We start from the raw sequence: 17,059 nt of genomic DNA on the forward strand, positions 1-17,059 counted from the left end.
ACGTTGCCTATGACAAGAGGAGGGCTGCCAGCATCTTCCGACGATCTGGTCCGGAGCGTTCGAGCCGCCGGCGTCGCGGATGACCGGGCGCTCGAGGCGCTCGGCAGCGTGCCACGGGCACTTTTTGTCCCGCCCGATCGGGTGGCGCACGCATACGAGGACATACCTATCCCAATCGGCCACGGTCAGGTGACCACGCAGCCGTCGCTCCTGGCGCGCATGGTCCAGGCGCTCCGCCTCGACGGGACAGAGCGCGTGCTTGAGGTTGGCACCGGCCTTGGCTTTCAGGCGGCCATCTTGGCGCGGCTGTGCCGTGAGGTCTTCACGATCGAGCGAGTGCCCGATCTCGTGGAGCGGGCGGCCTGGAACCTCTGGCGTGCGGGGATCTCGAGCGTGACGGTCTGTTTCGGAGACGGGACGGTCGGACTCCCGCGTCACGCGCCGTACGACGCGATCGTCACGTCGGCGGCCGCTCCTGCCGGTCCTCGGCCGCTCGTCGAGCAGCTCGCCGAGGGCGGCAGGCTCGTTCATCCGCTCGGACCGAGCGGCTTTGAGATGGTCGTCGCCTATCGAAAGCGGGGCCGGCGCCTCGTGGAAGAAGCGCACCTCGGGCCTGCGAGCTTCGTCCCGATGGTAGGCTCGCGCGACCTGCCAGCGGGCTGAACGGAGGCGGCGGGCATGCTGCCACCGATCCACCGCTCCATGGCCCAGGATCGCTCGGGAGAGAGGACCACGCCGCGCGCAGCCGTGCGGGATCGGTTGCGCGAGCTACGGGAAGGTTGCCTCACCAATCTCGCGCTCAAGCTCGTCGCGCTGGTGATCGCCGTCGTCATCTACCTCTTTGTGTACCACGGGGCCGAGTGGCTGCCGGATGACTTGTTCCGCATCGGCACGGGCTCGGGATCGGCCCGGGACCCTCCCGTCTGCCGCTGATGTCGTAGAGATCTTTCGATCTCCGCGGTCGGCTCCATGAGCTGAGTTACACAGGGTCATGAGACAACCGAGCGAGAAGACTCCCCCTCCGCCGACAGGAGCCGATTCCTCTGAATGCCGGGGCGTGCCGTGTCCGAGCGGAGCCCTGGTTCGTTCCGGTGCTCACGCCGGCGGCGCGCACCAACTCGACAGCACTGTCGCCGCGCGGGGCGAAGGGGCCGGGGAATCCCGACATTCACGCGATCTTCGTCATCGACGATGTCGTCTTCACGGGCGGTGACGCGAGCCAAGGGATGCTCGGCTGGGTGGATCTCCGCGCGCCCCTGAAATGGCATCCCACCAAGGTGCCGCGCGACGCGCGCGCGTCGGGCAAGGGGGCACAGGCGGCATGGCCCCGCCGGTCACGCCCTCTCCTTCACGAACTCCACGAGATCCGAGAGGCTCGCTCCCGTCGCGTCGGCGCTCACGCCGAGCTCCTCGGCCGGCAGGCCCAGGCGGTTGACCCAGAACGTGGGATAGCCGAACCACCGGGCCCCCGCGGCGTCCCAGCCGGCGAACGCGACGAACGCGATCTCCTCGCGCGTGAGGCCGAACGCGTCGAGCGCCATCCGGTACGCGCGAGGATCCGGCTTGTACGTCCTCGCCCCGTCCGTGCTGAGCACGTGCTCGAACAGGCCCCCCAGACCGGAGCTCTCGATGGCGGCCCCGAGCATCCTCCGCGTGAAGTTCGACAGGAACGAGAGCCGGATCCCCGCGCCCCTCAGCGCCCGGAGCGCCGGAAGCACGTCAGGCCACGCCCGGAGATCGAGGTAGGCGCCGAGGAGCCGCGCCCGCTTCTCCTCCCCGAGATCGAGCGCCAGCGCGCGCTCGGCGAACACCAGCGCATCCGAAGTCACCTGCCAGAAGTCGGCATACTCGCGGGACGCGACCCGCAGCCACGTGTACTCGAATTGACGGGTACGCCACGCCTCGCTCAGCGATGCTCCCTTGCCCGGACAGAGCTCCTCCGCGAGCGCCGCGATCGGCCGCGGATCGAAGATCGGAAAGGCGTCGAAGGCGATCGCCTTGATCTTCGATCCCGCCGCCGGCCGCGGCGGCGCCGGCCCGTGCTGCGCGGCACAGGAAGCCGTCCCGGCCGGGGCCGAGCCCAGGAAGCCCGCCGCGGCCGTGCCGGTCACGCGGTGGAGAAACTCACGACGATTCGTCAACATGCCAGCCTCCCTCCGATCCTCCGACGTGAAACTCGCGACCTGCGAGTCCGCGCGTTCGCGAGTCCGCGAGTCCGCGAGTGCGCGGGTGCGGGAACGCACGCGGGAGAGCATGCGCGGTCCGCCGTTGCCCGGGGATCCGCCATCGACGTAGACTCGCCATGCACCTTTGCATGGCGCGGAGCGCGCTCCGGCAGCAGCGCCCCGTGCCCCGGAGCCATGCTCGACTGGGACGATCTGCGCTACTTCCTCGCCGTCGCGCGGCACGGCAACCTCTCCGCCGCCGCGCGCGTGCTGAAGGTCACCCAGCCGACCGTGGGGCGGCGCGTCGCCGCGTTCGAGCGGCGCCTCGGGGCGAGGCTCTTCCAGCGCTCGCCGTCGGGGTTCTCGCTCTCGGCCGCGGGCGAGAGCGTGCTCGGCCACGCCGAGCGCATGGAGCAGGACGCGCTCGCGGCCGAGCGCGCCGCCGCCGGACGCGACGCAGGCCTGAGAGGCCACCTCCGTGTCACCGCGTCCGAGTGGCTCGCCACGCGCGTCCTCGGGCCGCTGCTCGTCCCGTTCCTCGCGCGCCACCCCGCCATCTCCGTCGATCTCATCTCGGACGCGCGATGGCTGAGCCTGCCGCGGCGGGAAGCGGACATCGCCCTTCGCCCGGCCGCGTTCGAGCACCACGAGGTCTTCCAGCGCGAGGTCGCGCGGATCGGGTTCGGGCTCTATGCATCGGAGGCGTACCTCGCCGAGCACGGCCCGCCGGACTGGGGCCGGCAGTGCGAGGGCCACACCCTCGTCACCATGAACGACGAGCCTCCGGCGATCGCCGACCTGTCGTGGGTGCGCGCCGTCGCCGCGAAGGCCCGCGTCGCCGCGCGCACCAACGGCCGCGAGCCCCAGGCGACGATGGGGGCCGCCGGCGTCGGGCTCGTCTGCCTGCCGCGCTACCTGGGCGACGCGACCGCCGGCCTCCGCCTGCTCTCGCCGCCCTCGCCGCCGCCGGGGCGCAAGCTGTGGCTCGGGGTGCACCGCGATACGCGCGGGGTGCCGCGCGTGAAGGCGCTCGTCGCGTTCGTCGCCGACGCCCTCGGGCCGCTCCGGAGCGCCCTCGACCCCGGCGCGGGGCCGCGCGCGTCAGGCGACGAGCGCCCCCGCTACCGGCCCTGATCGCGCTGGCACGCCCTGAGCTTCTCGAACTGCGCGTCGCACGTCGGGGGCAGGAAATCGGTCGTGCACTCTCGAACGCGCCCGCTCAGGCAATCGAGGAGCGACGTGATCGACGGCGCGAGGAACTCGCAGGGGATCCGGTCCGCGGAGGCGACGGTCTCGCCCACGCAGTCGAAGAAGGGGGCGGTCAGCGCGTTGCAGGGGCGCTGCTCGGAGAGCAGGTCGGCGCAGCGCGCGCGACACCGGAGCTCCGGACACGTGACGCCGTCGAAGAGCGAGCAGAAGAAATCGCACGAGGCCCTCTGCTCTTCGATGGAGGGCCCGCCGGAGCTCGCCGACGGAGAGCTCTGGGCCGCGCCGGCGCCCCCGGCGCCGTCGGAGCTCCCGGGGAGCCCGTCGACGACGACGGCCCCGCCGCAAGCGCCCGCCCCCGAGAGCGCGACGAGCGAAGCCAGGAAAGCGAAGAGCAGCGGCGTTCTCATCAGGGCATCCTATCGCGCGGCAGGCACGGCAGGCACGGCAGGGCGCGCGTCGGGCGCGTCGGGCGCGCGTCAGGCGCGCGTCGGGCGTCCGATGCCGCTCACTCCACCGCCTGCGATTGCTCGATCGCGTCCTCGCGGCGCTCCCGGCGGTTGCACGCGAGCACCTTCTTGCGGACGCGCACCGCGTCGGGCGTGACCTCGACGAGCTCGTCGCCGTCGATCCACTCCATCGCCGTCTCGATCGTGAGCAGCCGCGGGCTGGCCAGGAGGACGTTCTCGTCCTTGCCGTGGTTGCGCACGTTCGACAGCTTCTTCTCCTTGATGACGTTGACGTCGGTGTCGTTCGGCCGGTTGTGCTCGCCGATGATCATCCCCTCGTAGACCTCGACGCCGGGGACGATGAAGAACATGCCGCGCGGCTGCAGGTGGTGCAGCGCGTACGGGGTCGCCACGCCGACGCGATCGGCGACGATGGCGCCGGTCGGGCGGCGCATCATCGGGCCGCCCCAGGGCGCCCAGCCGTCGAACATCGTGTTGAGCAGGCCCGTCCCGCGCGTCGCCGTCAGGAACTCGCCGCGGAAGCCGATGAGCCCGCGCGACGGCACCCGGAACTCGAGGCGGGCGCGGCCGAAGCCGGGGTTCGTCATCTTCACCATCCGGCCGCGGCGGGAGCTGAGGCGCTCGGTCACGATGCCGACGTAGGTGTCCGGCACGTCCACGACCACGAGCTCGAGCGGCTCCATCACCTCGCCGTCGATCTCGCGCGTCACCACCTCGGGGTTCGAGAGCTGCATCTCGTACCCCTCGCGCCGCATCGTCTCCACGAGGATCGCCAGCTGGAGCTCGCCGCGGCCGAGCACCACGAACGTGTCGGGCACCTCCGTCGGCTCCACCCGGATCGCGAGGTTCTTCATCGCCTCGCGCTCGAGCCGCTCCTTCAGGTGACGGCTCGTGAGGTACTTCGACTGCTTGCACTTGCCGGCGAAGGTCGACGTGTTGACGCCGATCTTCATCTTGATCGTCGGCTCCTCGACGACGATGCGCGGCAGCGCCTCGGGGTGCGCCGGATCCGTGATCGTGTCGCCGATCGTGACCGCGTCGAGCCCGGCGATCGCGATCACCTCGCCCGCGACGGCGCTCTCGACCGCGACGCGCTTCAGCCCCTCGTAGGCGTAGAGCATCTTCACGTAGCCGCGCGACTGGCCGCCCTCGCCGAGGAGCGCGACGTCGGCGCCCGACCGGGCGGTGCCGCGGACCACGCGGCCGACCGCGAGCCGGCCCACGTAATCGTCGTGGGTCGTGTTGCAGACGATGACCTGGAGCGGACCGTCGGGGTCGCCGGAGGGGCCGGGGACCCGCTCGAGGATGGTCTCGAAGAGCGGATCGAGGTCCTTCGCCTCGTGCTCGAGCTCGCGCTTCGCCTGGCCGAGCTTCGCCACGGCGTAGAGCGTCGAGAAGTCCATCTGCGCGTCGCTCGCCTCGAGGTCACAGAAGAGGTCGAACACCTCGGAGAGCACCTCGTGGGCGCGCGCGTCGCTCCGGTCGATCTTGTTGATGACCACGATGACCGGGAAGCCGCGCTGGAGGCACTTCGAGAGCACGAAGCGCGTCTGCGGCAGCGGGCCCTCGGCGGCGTCGACGAGGAGGAGCGCCCCGTCGGCCATCATGAGCGTGCGCTCGACCTCGCCGCCGAAGTCGGAGTGGCCGGGCGTGTCGACGATGTTGATCTTGACCCCGCGGTACCGGATGCTCGTGTTCTTCGCGAGGATGGTGATGCCGCGCTCCCGCTCGAGGTCGTTCGAGTCCATGACGCGCTCGGCCACGACCTCGTTCTCTCGGAAGGCGCCCGACTGGCGGAGCATGTGATCGACGAGGGTCGTCTTCCCGTGGTCGACGTGGGCGACGATGGCGATGTTGCGGAGATCGTTACGGGGCATATACGGCGGCGGCCGTGTAGCACGCGACCCACGGAGGAGCGAGCCCATCCTCGCTAGAGCCCGAACGTTCGGCCTGCACGGCAGGCCCGCGTCGAGGCGCTCGGATGGAGAGCGCGAGGCGCGCGCATGGCGCGAGAGCGGCGCGCGTCGAGCGGGCGAGCGGAGCGGTAGCGATTGACAGCCGAAGGCGCACGGCCATAGGGTGCGCGCCGTGCTGGTGCCCGGGCGTTCGCCTGGGCCGAAGAGGGAACCCGGTGAAACTCCGGGGCTGCCCCGCAGCGGTAAGCGAGAACGACCTCCACCCCAAGCACTGGCCCGACGAGGGCTGGGAAGCGGTGGACAGTAGGGAGCCGGTCAGACCGGAGCGCTCGCGAGCCCGAAGACCTGCCAGCGCCCGGCGGCGGGAGACATCCGGCGCCGGTTCGACCTGGGAGCCTCGAGGGAGGCGGTGAGGTCCGAGCCGGTGCAGCTCTGCCTCTGCCACGTCCCGGATACCGAACCGCCCCCCGCGTCGCCTTCCGGTCGCCCGCGGGGGCGACAGGTCGGTCCAGCGCACCGTGCGATGGCCAGCCATTTCGTCCTCGCGGAGCTCGACGCGAGCGGCCCGACGCCGCTCCGCGCGATTGCGGCGAAGGAGGACACGAATGCTGCGCGAGACGGTCACGACGAGCCACGGGCACCGCCATCCAGTTCATCTGCTCGCCGCGTTATCCATGGTGCTGGCCGCCGCGCGGCCCGCGCGCGCCGAGGGCGACACCCTCGGGTCGCCCGCTGCCCCGCCGGAGGCCGCCGCTGCAGAGCCCACCGGCGAGGGCGCGCCCGCTGGCGACGCCGCGATCGAGGTCACGATCCAGGCGGAGAAGCCGGGCAGCGAGGCCGCGTCGCGCGTCTCCGTCGGACACCGGGAGCTCGAGCTCCGGCCGAGGCTCCGGCCGGGCGACATCCTCGAGTCGGTCCCCGGGCTCTTCGCCGTGCAGCACGCGGGCGGCGGCAAGGCGAACCAGTACTTCCTCCGCGGATTCGACGCGGATCATGGGACCGACGTCGCCTTCTTCGTCGACGGCGTGCCCGTCAACATGGTCAGCCACGGCCACGGGCACGGCTTCACCGATCTCTACTTCATGATCCCGGAGCTCGTGACAGGGCTCGACGGGTACAAGGGGCCTTATTACGCGAGCATCGGCGACTTCGGTACGGCGGGCGCCGTCAACCTGCGCTTCGCCGAGAAGCTCGAGGAGAGCTACGCGCAGGTCAGCCTGGGGCAGTACGGTATCCAGCGCGGCCTCGTCATCGCCTCGCCGGATCTCGGCGACGCGTGGCGCGCGGTGGCCGCGGCGGAGATCTACCGGAACGACGGGCCGTTCCTGAGCCCGGAGCGGCTCGAGCGCTTCAACGTGTACCTGCGGGCCACGCACGATCTCGACAACACCGGGAAGATCCAGATGACCTGGATGTCGTATGGATCGACCTGGCACGGCTCCGGCCAGATCCCCGCGCGCGCCGTGTGCGGCGAGGGCGAGCAGGGCGGGTTGAACCCGCCGCCGTCGGCGTTCGGACAGCCGTGTATCGACCATTTCGGCGCCGTGGATCCGACCGAGGGCGGGGCGACCGAGCGGCACATGGCGTCCGTCGCGTACTCGACCGCGTGGCGGGACGCCGATCTGAGCGCGCTGGCCTACCTCGTCCGTTACCGCTTCACGCTGTACTCGAACTTCACCTTCTTCAGCGAGGACCCCGTCCACGGCGATCAGATCGAGCAGAACGACGACCGCACGGTCGGCGGCGCCGATCTCCGCTTCCGCAGGCAATACGAGATCGGCGGGGCGAGGTTCACGACCTCGCTCGGCGCGCAGATCCGCGCGGACGCGATCGACAAGTCCCTCCACCACGACGAGGCGCGCGAGCGGATCGAGGAGAAGAGCAGGACCCACGTCGATGAGAGCCAGATCGGCGTCTACGTCGAGCAGGACGCCCGGCTCCGGCGCTGGCTCCGCGTCGTGCTCGGGGCGCGCGCGCAGTGGATCGACGTCAACGTGGACGATCCGGGCGAGGACCTCGAGGCGGCGGGGAACAGGTCGAGCGGCGCCCGGGGACAGATGCAGCTGCTCCCGAAGCTCACGGCGATCGTGTCGCCCGTCGAGGGGGTCGATCTCTTCGCCCACTTCGGGCGGGGCTTCCACTCGAACGACGCGCAGGGCGTGGTGCTGGGGCAGGGGGCGGCGACGCTGATCACGCCCGCGACGGGCTACGAGATCGGCCTGCGGGTCGCGCCCTTGCGCGGGCTGTCGCTGAGCGGGGCCGCGTTCCTGCTCGACCTGGACTCGGAGCTGGTCTGGAGCGGCGACGCGGGCGCGACCGAGGCGTCGGGGCAGACGCGGCGCTACGGGATCGAGATCGGCGGGCGCTACCGGCTCCGGAGCTGGCTCTTCGCGGACGTGGACGCGACCTTCACCCGCGCGCGCTTCCGCGAGAACGCCGGCAACGCGAGCGCGGTCGCCCTCGCGCCGACCCAGACGCTGACCGCGGGCGTCGGCGTCCGCCCGACGCTCGGCGCGTTCACGCCGTTCGCGGCGCTGCGGGTCAAGGCGATCGGCGCTCGGCCCGCGACCGAGGACGAGTCGCTCACCGCCGAGGGGTTCACGGTCGTCGACGCCAACGCCGGGCTGCGGTGGAAGAACGTCGAGGTGGCCGTGGACATCCAGAACCTCTTCGACACGACGTGGCGCGAGGTCCAGTTCGCGAGCGAGTCGCGGCTGCAGTACGAGCCGGCCGCGGTCACCGGGATCCACTACTCGCCGGGGTGGCCGTTCACCGCGATCGGGCGGGCGACGCTGTACTGGGAGTAGGCGCAGCGCCGGCTCATGTCCGGCGGAGGTCCTCGCGCAGCGCGTCGAGCGATGCCCGGAACGCGGCTTCGCTCACGGCGGCGCCCGTCGCCAGGGGCAGGAGCTCTGCGAACATCTGCCAGGCTTCCCGGATGTCACATACCCTGTGCGGATAACGCTGACGGGCAATGAGCGTGAGCCCTGTCACGACGCTGCGAACCATCGCCGCCTGGAACCCCGAGCCCTCGAAGACGACCGCTGAGCACCTGATGGTCGCGCTCGCCTCCGCGAGGAAGCTCGCGATCGCCCTGCGCGCGGGCGCCGACGGCAACGACGCCCCGCTCTCGACGAGGGTGAGCAGCCCTATGCCGCGCGGGTGCTTCTTCGCGAACTCCGCGCACGCGTCGCTCAGGTGGCGCGCGGCGTCCTCGGTCGTCTCGCGGCGCCAGATGACGCAGAAGATCTGGTGCCAGGAAGTCAGGACGTAGTCCGGTTGTCTGGTGACCAGGTGCCAGGGGTCAGGATGCATGATCGTGCTCGTTCTGGAGCGGTCGCAGCGGAGATGCTCGCGGCGGCCTCAGGGTACACCGGCCAGGGTACACCGGCGTCTCTTTCCCCGCGACACGCACGCACACCAACTCGAGCGTGAGCCACCGGGCGTCGATAACGGATCCGCGCCGCGCGCTCTCGGCGCTGATGGGCAAGACAGTACCGGTGCCGTCGAGGTTGGGTGGCTCGCACTGGCCACGTTCGATGGCGCCACAATCGATGAGTCCGTCTTGACAGTCTCGAACCGCTCCGGCGGGTAGCCGTGGCCCTGCGCGGCCGCTGGCGGGCGCCCTCGACGCCGGCCCACGCGGCAATTGCTGTGCTCGTCACTCGCCGCTGCCGGCCGCCACGATGACCGCTCGCAGACGCGGAGAGCAGGACGGGAACGGAGAGCCTCGCCGCGTGGCAAACGTGTACCCATGCTGTAGGCTGTGCCGCATGGATCCGACGGGGCTCGGCGCCGATCTGCAATTCCGCACGCTGGTCGAAGGGGTGAAGGACTACGCCATCTTCATGCTGGACACCGAGGGGCGCGTGATCACGTGGAACGCCGGCGCCGAGCAGATCAAAGGATACTCCGCGCGAGAGGTGATCGGCTCGCACTTCTCGCGCTTCTATCCGGCCGAGGCGATCGAGCGGAGGTGGCCACAGACAGAGCTCGCCGAAGCGCGGCGCGTGGGCCGCTTCGAGGACGAAGGCTGGCGCGTTCGCAAGGACGGCTCGATGTTCTGGGCGAACGTCATCATCACGGCCCTCCACGGCCCCGACGGCGAGCTGCGCGGCTTCTCCAAGATCACGCGCGACCTGAGCGAGCGCAAGCGCCAGGAAGAGTCGCTGCGGCAGAGCGAGGAGCGCTTCCGCACGCTGGTCGAAGGCGTGAAGGATTACGCCATCTTCATGCTCGACCCCGAGGGCAGGGTGACCATGTGGAACGCCGGCGCGGAGCGGATCAAGGGATATTCCGCGCGAGAGGTGATCGGCACGCATTTCTCGCGCTTCTATCCGGCCGAGGCGATCGAGCGCGGCCGGCCAGAGATGGTGCTCGCCGCCGCGCGGCGCGAAGGCAGCTTCGAGGACGAAGGCTGGCGCGTGCGCAAGGACGGCTCGATGTTCTGGGCGAGCGTCCTCGTCACGGCCATCCGTGGCCCGGGCGGCGAGCTGCGCGGCTTCTCCAAGATCACGCGCGACCTGAGCGAGCGCAAGCGCCTGGAGCAGATGGAGTCCAACGCGCGCCAGATGGAGGAATTCGTGGCGATGCTGGCGCACGAGCTGCGCAATCCGCTGGCGCCGATCGCCAACGCGACAAGCGTCCTCAAGCTCGAAGGCCAGGGCAACGCCCAGGTCGTCTGGGCAGCCGGCCTGATGGAACGGCAGCTCGGTCAGCTCGTGCGGCTCGTCGACGACCTGCTCGACGTGAGCCGCATCACGCGCGGCAAGATCGCCCTGGAGTCCAAGCGGATCGACCTCGCCGACGTGGTGACGCGCGCGGCGGAAGCGTCCCGGACCTGGATCGACGCGCGCGAGCAGACCCTGGAGCTGCAGCTGCCCGCCGAGCCGCTCGCCATCGTCCCGGGCGACCTGGCGCGGCTCACGCAGGTGGTGAGCAACCTGCTGCACAACGCGGCGAAGTTCACGCTGCCGCGCGGCTCGATCCGGGTCACCGTGGAGGCGGACGACGCGCACGCGATCCTCCGTATCCGCGACAACGGCGTGGGGATATCGCCCGAGCTGCTGCCGCAGGTGTTCGATCTGTTCACGCAGGGGGATCGCGGCCTCGATCGCGTCGAGGGCGGGCTGGGCCTCGGATTGACGATCGTGCGCCGGCTTGTCGAGCTGCACGGCGGGACGGTCCAGGCGCTCAGCGAGGGGCCCGGCCGCGGCAGCGAGTTCATCGTGCGATTGCCGCGGCTGACGCGCCCCCTCGCGCCGCCGACGGTGGGCGCGCCCGCAACGAAGGCCGGGCGCAAGCTGCGCATCCTCGTCGTCGACGACAACCACGACTCGGCCGAGAGCATGGCGCTGCTGCTCAAGCGCATGGGCAACGACGTGCACGCCGTGTTCGACGGCCCTTCAGCGCTCGAGCTCGCGGCGCAGCTCCAGCCCGACGTCGTGCTGCTCGATATCGGCATGCCGGGCATGACAGGGATTGACGTCGCGCGCGCGCTGCGTCGCACTCCCGGCCTCGCGGGCCTATCGCTGTTCGCGATGACCGGTTACGGCCAGGAATCGGACCGCCGCATGACCCGGGAGGCCGGGTTCGACGTGCACCTGGTCAAGCCGATCCGCGCGGAGGTGCTGAAACAGCACCTGGCGGACATCGCCAATCGTCCTGGAGCCGGCTGAGCGCCTCATCCCGTCGCGCGCCCCGGAGGCGGCGGCGACTCCGCCGTTGCGTCGCCAGGCACCCTCGCGGCGGGCGGCTCGCTGTAAGCTGCGCCCGGCCGCCCCGTTGCGAAGAGGTGCGCCGCGGCGATCTCGCCGGGGCCTCCTCAACGAGGGCTTCCATGCCGTTCTCCGTCCACCCGACCCACGCCGCGGCGCGCTGGCGCCTGTCCACGGCGTCCGCCCCGCTCTTCCTGGCGCTCCTTTCGCTCCTCCTCCTGGGCTGCGGCCCCCGCCTCGTCCCGTTCACGCACGAGCTCCGGGTGCAGCGCGACCTGAGCGACAGCGACGTGAAGAACCTGCAATTTTACGTTTCGCACCCGATCGCGCTGCGCCGCGAGCTCACGGCCGAGAGCTCGCAGGTGACGAGCAGCCACAAGCTCCTGCTCGTCTCCGGGAAGGTCATCGAGGAGGTCGTCGTCGAGGAGCGCACGCCCGGCGTGGTGGTCGCCGCTCGCGGCGGCGCCCTGTCGGTGAGCTTCGAGCCCGGCGCGTCGCTCACGTTCTCCGCAGGCCCCGAGCTCTTCGCACCCGCCCCGCCCGCGCCGCCCGCGCCGTCGTTCCCGGGCTTCGCGACCCCGCCCGATCCGTTCCCCGGCAACGCGGAGCCGCTCCTGGCCAGCCCGAGCGCCTCCGGCGACGGCAGCGGCCCCGGCGGCAACTACTGGCTCGCGGCCGGGCCCGGCCGCGAGATCCGTTACCAGGGCAAGGTGTTCTCGGCGATCGAGGACAGCCTGCGGGCCCACCTCCTGATCGACGCCGACGCGCTCGAGGAGGTCGTCGAGCGGCGCACCGTCCTCCCGGGCGTGCGCCTCCCCGCCCGCTGACGCGCGGAGGCGCGCCCCGCCGCGGGCCGGGGCGCCGTTGCGAGGGCGCGCGCCCTGCGCTTCCATGCCGCTCGCCTCGTGACCACGCCGCCGCCGCCCCCGCCCGCCGCGCTCCGCGCCCCGCGCGTCCGCGCAGAGCTCGTCGCGACCGGATGGGAGCTGTTCTCGGCGCTCCTGTTCCTCTCCGCCGTCGTCCCCGCCGCCCTCACCACGCCGTGGCCGGCGATCCTCCTGCTCGCCTCCCTGGCCGCCTCGGCCGCGTTCTCGGGCGCGCTCACCCGCCGCGGCGACCGCGGCTTCGCCGTCGCGGCGGCGATCCGCACCCTCTCGTGGCCGCTCGCGGTCTTGCCGCTCGCGTTCCGAGGCGCCCCGACCGTGCCCCCCTCCTGGCCAGGGCCGCTCGGGATCGGCCGCGCGACGCCGCCGTCGTGGCTCGGCCTCCTGGTGACCGCGGTCGCCTTCGGCGTCATGGCGGGCGGCATGCGCCGCGCGATCTACCGCGCCCTGCTCCGCGAAGGCGCCGTCGAGGGCGGCGCCGGAGACGCCGCCTCGGCGCGCGCCCTCGCCGCGGCGCTCCGGCCGAGGCTCGCGGAGTCGGCGGCGACCGCGGGCATCGTCGGCGGGCACGTCATGCTGCTCTTCTGCGTCGCGTTCCTCCGCACCCAGAGCCAGGTCGTGTTCCAGGCGTGGTTCGAGGTCGTCCCCCTCCTCGCCCTCTCGGGCACCCTCGGCTTCACGCTCGCCGTGCGCCCCGCCACGCGCCCGATCCTGGCCGCCCTCGCGGCCGGCCCTTCCGGCGCCCGCGCCCTGCTCGGCCGTGGCCTCGCCCGCGCCGAGCGGCTCCCCGACGTGCTCGCCTCCTTGAACTTCGCGCTGTGGCTCGGGTGCACCGCGATCGGCATGGCCTACGTGCGCGTCGGCGCCACCTCCAGCGTCGCCGACGCGCTCATGCAGCTCGGCTTCGGCGCGCTCTTCGCCTTCGGCGTCTCGTTCTACCAGCGCGCCTGGCACAAGGACTCGGTCGCCCGCGCGGTGGACCTCCTGCGCGCCTGGACGGGCGCGCCCGAGCACGGCGGCGCGCCCCCGACGCCCCTCCGGCGGCGCATGCTGCGCGACTTCGGGCTGCCCCTCCTGTTCACGGGGCTCCTCTCGCTCTTCTCGTCGATCGGCCTCTACCGCGCGCTCGCCACCGGCTCGTCGTTCGACGAGGACTTCAACGCGATCACCGCGCTCTTCGCCTCGCTGTCCCTCCTCGTCCTCGCCGCCCTCGGCGTCGTCGCGCGGGCGGCGCGCGAGCTCTCCCGGCCGATGGCACAGCTCGCCCGCGCCGCCGACGAGGTCGCGCGCGGCGAGCTCGACGCCGCCGTGCCGCGGCTGTCAGGGCCGAAGGAGGTCGTGGGCCTCGGCGAGAGCGTCGAGCGCATGCGGCAGGCGCTGTCCCGGACGATCGCCGAGCTCGAGGCCGAGCGCGCCGGCCTCGAGGAGAACGTCGCCGCGCGCACCGCCGAGCTCACGCGCGCCCTGTCCGAGCTGAAGCGGACGCAGGCCGCGCTCATCCAGGGCGAGCGGCTCGCCTCCATCGGCGAGCTCGTGGCCGGCGTGGCGCACGAGATCTACAACCCGCTGAACGCCATCGCCGGCGCCGCCCAGCCGATCGAGGAGCGCGCCGCGGAGCTCCGCGCCGTCCTCGACGCGTACCGCGAGGCGGAGCGCGATCTCCCGGGCGAGCGCCGCCGCGCGCTCGAGGCGCTCCGCGAGCGGCTCCAGACCGAGGCGGCGCTCGACGATCTCGCCGGCATCTCGACCCTCGTCCACCGCGCGGTCGAGCGCAGCGTCCGCATCGTCACCAACCTGAAGAGCTTCTCGCGCGTCTCGGGCGAGCCGCTGCCGGTCGATCTGCACGCCGGGCTCGAGGAGACGCTGCTCCTGCTCGGCCCGCGGCTCCGGCAGGCGCGCATCGAGGTGATCCGGCGCTACGGCGAGCTGCCGCCCGTCACCTGCAGGGGCGGCGAGATCAACCAGGTGTTCATGAACCTCCTCGTCAACGCCATCCAGGCGCTCGAGGCGCCGCCGGCGCCCGCCGCGCCGGCAGAGGAGGGGACCTCCGGCGGGGGCGCGGCGCCGCGTGCGCCCGGCGAGCCGGCGATCTGCATCGAGACCTGGGTCGACGAGGACATGGCGGCCGTCGCGATCTCGGACAGCGGGCCCGGCGTTCCGGCGGACCTCGCCCAGCGCATCTTCGATCCGTTCTTCACCACGAAGCCGCGAGGGCAGGGGACCGGCCTCGGGCTGTCGATCTCGACCGAGATCGTCCGGCGGCACGGCGGCACGCTGGCCCTCGCGCCAGAACCAGAACCAGAAGAAGAAGATGGCGACGGCGGCCGCGGCGGACACCCGCGCCGCGGAGCGCCGGCCTCGGTCCACGGCGCGCGCTTCGTCTGTCGCCTGCCCCTCGATCCTCGCCCGGCGAGCGCCCGTCCGCAAGGCGATACCCCTCCTCCCGCACGGCCGTCCACGGAGGCGAGCCCGCCCGAACGGCCGTCCGCGGAGGCGAGCCCGCCCGCTCGGCCTAACGCGCGGCTTGGCTCGACGAGACGAGCGCGTCATCGGCGCCGGTCTCCCACCCCACCTCCACACGGAGCTCGCACGATATTCATCGCAACCCGACCGCGGGCCCGTAGACCGGCTGTTTCAAACCGGATACGTTCAGCGAGCGATCCGACTCACCGCACAGCGCAATAGGGCCCTGAGAGACGAGAACGGCTCTTCTGGGGAGCGCTGAGGAGAAACGAAGGCACCATGGAGCGCGCGATTCAGCGACCGGCAGGTCCCAAGGCTTCGAGCACCGATCCGTTGATCGGGAAGGTCGTGGCCGGCAGGTACCGGCTCGAGGCACGGCTTGGCGAAGGCGGCATGGGCGTCGTTTATCGCGCTCGCCACGTGCTGATCGACCGGGTCGTCGCCCTGAAGCTCATCCGGCCCGATCTCCGCGGAGAGACCCACCTCCGCGCGTGGATGCTGCGCGAGGCGCGCGCCGCAAACCGCGTTGATCACGCCCACATCATCGATATCCACGACATCGGCGAGACCGAGGAGGGCGAGCTCTATCTCGTCATGGAGTACCTCGTCGGCACGCCGCTCTCGGCGGAGCTCGCGCGCGGCCCGATGCCGATCGCGCGATCGGTGGACATCCTCGAGCAGATGTGCGCGGCTCTCGCGCGCGCCCACGACCTCGGCGTCGTGCACCGCGACCTGAAGAGCGACAACATCCTGCTCACCCACCGCGGCGGCCGGAAGGATTTCGTCAAGATCCTCGACTTCGGCCTCGCCGCCATCGCGCGCGACCCGCGCCTCGCCCCGAAGGGCGCGGTCTTCGGGACGCCCGAGTACATGTCGCCCGAGCAGGCGCGCGGCGAGGAGGCGACGGCGCAGTCCGACCTCTACGCGCTCGGCGTGCTCTTCTTCGAGATGCTGACCGGGCAGCTCCCCTTCCGCGCGAACGACCGCGACACGCTCCTCGAGATGCAGCGGACCCACGCGCCGCCGCGGCCCCGCTCGATCCGCCCCGACGCGCACGCGCAGGGCGAGGCGATCGTGCTGCGCCTGCTCGAGAAGGACATCCGCAAGCGCTACCGCGACGCCCACCACCTCCAGGAGGAGCTGAAGGCGCTCCAGCGCGGGCTCCCGGCCCACGCGTGGGAGGTCGAGGGGAGCGACGGCGTGCCGGTGCCGCCGCCGCCGCCGCCGCCGCAGAGCGCCGGCGTCATCGAGTGGGCGAGCCGGGCGGCCCTGTTCTCGCGCATGGTCTCCCGCGCCTACCCGTCCGGGCAGGTGCCGCAGGAGGTCCAGAACGGCCTTGCGCAGGCCTGGGACCTCGCCGCGCGCGCCAACAAGCTCGAGGGCGAGGTCGCGAGCCTCACCCGCAAGCTCGAGGCGCTCGAGCGCCGCGGCCGCGCGCTGCGCGCCGAGATCGGCCGCAAGGTCGAGGAGCTCGCGCACGAGGAGTCGCGCGTGATGCGCGAGGCGATGGCCGACGGCGAGGACGTCGAGAAGGTCCGCGTCGAGCTCGCCGCCGCCGAGAAGCTCGCGCTGTCCGCGCGCCAGCTGGCGGACGGGGCGGCCCGCCAGGGCAACCACGATCCGCTCATCTACGAGCGCGCGGGCGCGGCCGGCGCGACCGCGCAGGCGAAGCGCGAGCAGCTCGGGCGTTACGAGCACAAGAAGAACACGCGCGAGGCGAACGCGCGCGACCTGCGCCGCCAGATCGACGAGCTCCGCGCCCAGCTCGCCCGCTACGCCGAGGCCCTGGAGGAGGACCTGGCGCAGGGGCGCGAGCGCGTCGCGGCGCGCACGCGCGAGGGGCTCGCCTACGAGAAATCGTTCAGCGAGGCCTCCAACCTGCTGCTGAGCCACCTCCGCAACAAGCCGGAGTGTCGGGATCTCGTGGCGGAGCTCCTCACGTCCCACGCCAGCCCTGGCGCGGACTCGGGCTCGGATCAGCGGCTCTCCGGCTCGGATCGGCGGCTGAACAACGCGACCGAGCGCAACTGAACACGGACGAAGACAGCTGAACGCGATCGAGCGCAGCTGAAAGCGTCCGAGCGCAGCTGAATGCGACCGAACGCGACAGCGTGTGACAGCGTTCGGTCGTGCGCGCTTCTTTCTTTCACCATCGTACGTAATCTCCCTACGTCATCTCCTGACGTCGCGCCGCTGACAGGCCTTCTCGTCGTGGGCGCGCACCGCGCCCTCTCGACG

12 protein-coding genes and 1 riboswitch are annotated in these 17,059 nt (G+C 71.9%); of the genes, 8 read left to right on the forward strand and 4 right to left on the reverse strand.

Annotated features, from left to right (window positions below; genetic code table 11):
• Positions 1–9: 9 nt before the first annotated feature.
• Positions 10–663, forward strand: a complete 654-nt coding sequence (locus WME73_RS05150; RefSeq protein WP_437914936.1) for a protein-L-isoaspartate(D-aspartate) O-methyltransferase — start codon at positions 10–12, stop codon at positions 661–663.
• A 15-nt stretch (positions 664–678) separates the two neighbouring features.
• The gene (locus WME73_RS05155; RefSeq protein ID WP_437914937.1) at positions 679–933 is read left to right on the forward strand and encodes a hypothetical protein; all 255 of its coding nucleotides are present in this window, start codon (positions 679–681) and stop codon (positions 931–933) included.
• A 401-nt stretch (positions 934–1,334) separates the two neighbouring features.
• Here WME73_RS05155 and WME73_RS05160 read toward each other — a convergent pair whose 3' ends face one another.
• A complete protein-coding gene (locus WME73_RS05160) occupies positions 1,335–2,144 on the reverse strand; it encodes a haloacid dehalogenase type II (RefSeq protein WP_437914938.1) in 810 nt (269 codons plus the stop codon).
• 216 nt (positions 2,145–2,360) lie between these two features.
• Between WME73_RS05160 and WME73_RS05165 the strand changes: the two genes are divergently transcribed.
• A complete protein-coding gene (locus WME73_RS05165; RefSeq protein ID WP_437914939.1) occupies positions 2,361–3,299 on the forward strand; it encodes a LysR family transcriptional regulator in 939 nt (312 codons plus the stop codon).
• Here the strand turns inward: WME73_RS05165 and WME73_RS05170 are convergent.
• Both WME73_RS05170 and typA read right to left on the reverse strand, forming a co-directional pair.
• On the reverse strand, positions 3,287–3,781 hold the full coding sequence (locus WME73_RS05170; protein WP_437914940.1) for a hypothetical protein: 495 nt from the start codon (positions 3,779–3,781) through the stop codon (positions 3,287–3,289). The genes WME73_RS05165 and WME73_RS05170 overlap by 13 nt on opposite strands.
• 98 nt (positions 3,782–3,879) lie before the next feature.
• Positions 3,880–5,766 (reverse strand): translational GTPase TypA, encoded by a 1,887-nt coding sequence (gene typA / locus WME73_RS05175; protein WP_437744409.1) that lies wholly within the window; start codon positions 5,764–5,766, stop codon positions 3,880–3,882.
• 150 nt (positions 5,767–5,916) lie between these two features.
• Positions 5,917–6,124: riboswitch (cobalamin riboswitch) on the forward strand.
• Positions 6,125–6,362: 238 nt separating this feature from the next.
• On the opposite strand from typA, the gene WME73_RS05180 reads away from it, so the two are divergent.
• Positions 6,363–8,564: a TonB-dependent receptor gene (locus WME73_RS05180; protein ID WP_437914941.1), complete on the forward strand. Its 2,202-nt coding sequence runs from the start codon at positions 6,363–6,365 to the stop codon at positions 8,562–8,564.
• 13 nt (positions 8,565–8,577) lie between these two features.
• On the opposite strand, the gene WME73_RS05185 is transcribed toward WME73_RS05180, so the two are convergent.
• Positions 8,578–9,072 carry a hypothetical protein gene (locus WME73_RS05185; protein WP_437914942.1) on the reverse strand — a complete coding sequence of 165 codons (495 nt, stop codon included), beginning with the start codon at positions 9,070–9,072 and terminating at the stop codon, positions 8,578–8,580.
• Between the two features lie 458 nt (positions 9,073–9,530).
• Here WME73_RS05185 and WME73_RS05190 point away from each other — a divergent pair, with 458 nt between their 5' ends.
• The 4 genes from WME73_RS05190 (at position 9,531) to WME73_RS05205 (ending at position 16,852) form a co-directional block, all read left to right on the forward strand.
• Positions 9,531–11,435, forward strand: a complete 1,905-nt coding sequence (locus tag WME73_RS05190) for a hybrid sensor histidine kinase/response regulator (protein WP_437744412.1) — start codon at positions 9,531–9,533, stop codon at positions 11,433–11,435.
• Positions 11,436–11,596: 161 nt separating this feature from the next.
• Positions 11,597–12,301: a DNA-directed RNA polymerase gene (locus tag WME73_RS05195; RefSeq protein WP_437744413.1), complete on the forward strand. Its 705-nt coding sequence runs from the start codon at positions 11,597–11,599 to the stop codon at positions 12,299–12,301.
• Between the two features lie 78 nt (positions 12,302–12,379).
• Positions 12,380–15,043, forward strand: a complete 2,664-nt coding sequence (locus WME73_RS05200; RefSeq protein WP_437744414.1) for an ATP-binding protein — start codon at positions 12,380–12,382, stop codon at positions 15,041–15,043.
• 57 nt (positions 15,044–15,100) lie between these two features.
• Positions 15,101–16,852 (forward strand): serine/threonine-protein kinase, encoded by a 1,752-nt coding sequence (locus WME73_RS05205; protein ID WP_012233567.1) that lies wholly within the window; start codon positions 15,101–15,103, stop codon positions 16,850–16,852.
• The last annotated feature ends 207 nt before the right edge of the window (positions 16,853–17,059 follow it).

Origin of the sequence: Sorangium sp. So ce302 (assembly GCF_051530145.1) — a bacterium.
GTDB lineage: Bacteria > Myxococcota_A > Polyangia > Polyangiales > Polyangiaceae > Sorangium > Sorangium cellulosum_B.

Bases quoted from the DNA above. Each gene is read 5' to 3' on its own strand.
- WME73_RS05150 (WP_437914936.1), top strand. From the start codon at position 10: ATGACAAGAGGAGGGCTGCCAGCATCTTCCGACGATCTGGTCCGGAGC.
- WME73_RS05155 (WP_437914937.1), top strand. From the start codon at position 679: ATGCTGCCACCGATCCACCGCTCCATGGCCCAGGATCGCTCGGGAGAG.
- WME73_RS05160 (WP_437914938.1), bottom strand. From the start codon at position 2,144: ATGTTGACGAATCGTCGTGAGTTTCTCCACCGCGTGACCGGCACGGCC.
- WME73_RS05165 (WP_437914939.1), top strand. From the start codon at position 2,361: ATGCTCGACTGGGACGATCTGCGCTACTTCCTCGCCGTCGCGCGGCAC.
- WME73_RS05170 (WP_437914940.1), bottom strand. From the start codon at position 3,781: ATGAGAACGCCGCTGCTCTTCGCTTTCCTGGCTTCGCTCGTCGCGCTC.
- typA (WP_437744409.1), bottom strand. From the start codon at position 5,766: ATGGGCTCGCTCCTCCGTGGGTCGCGTGCTACACGGCCGCCGCCGTAT.
- WME73_RS05180 (WP_437914941.1), top strand. From the start codon at position 6,363: ATGCTGCGCGAGACGGTCACGACGAGCCACGGGCACCGCCATCCAGTT.
- WME73_RS05185 (WP_437914942.1), bottom strand. From the start codon at position 9,072: ATGCATCCTGACCCCTGGCACCTGGTCACCAGACAACCGGACTACGTC.
- WME73_RS05190 (WP_437744412.1), top strand. From the start codon at position 9,531: ATGGATCCGACGGGGCTCGGCGCCGATCTGCAATTCCGCACGCTGGTC.
- WME73_RS05195 (WP_437744413.1), top strand. From the start codon at position 11,597: ATGCCGTTCTCCGTCCACCCGACCCACGCCGCGGCGCGCTGGCGCCTG.
- WME73_RS05205 (WP_012233567.1), top strand. From the start codon at position 15,101: ATGGAGCGCGCGATTCAGCGACCGGCAGGTCCCAAGGCTTCGAGCACC.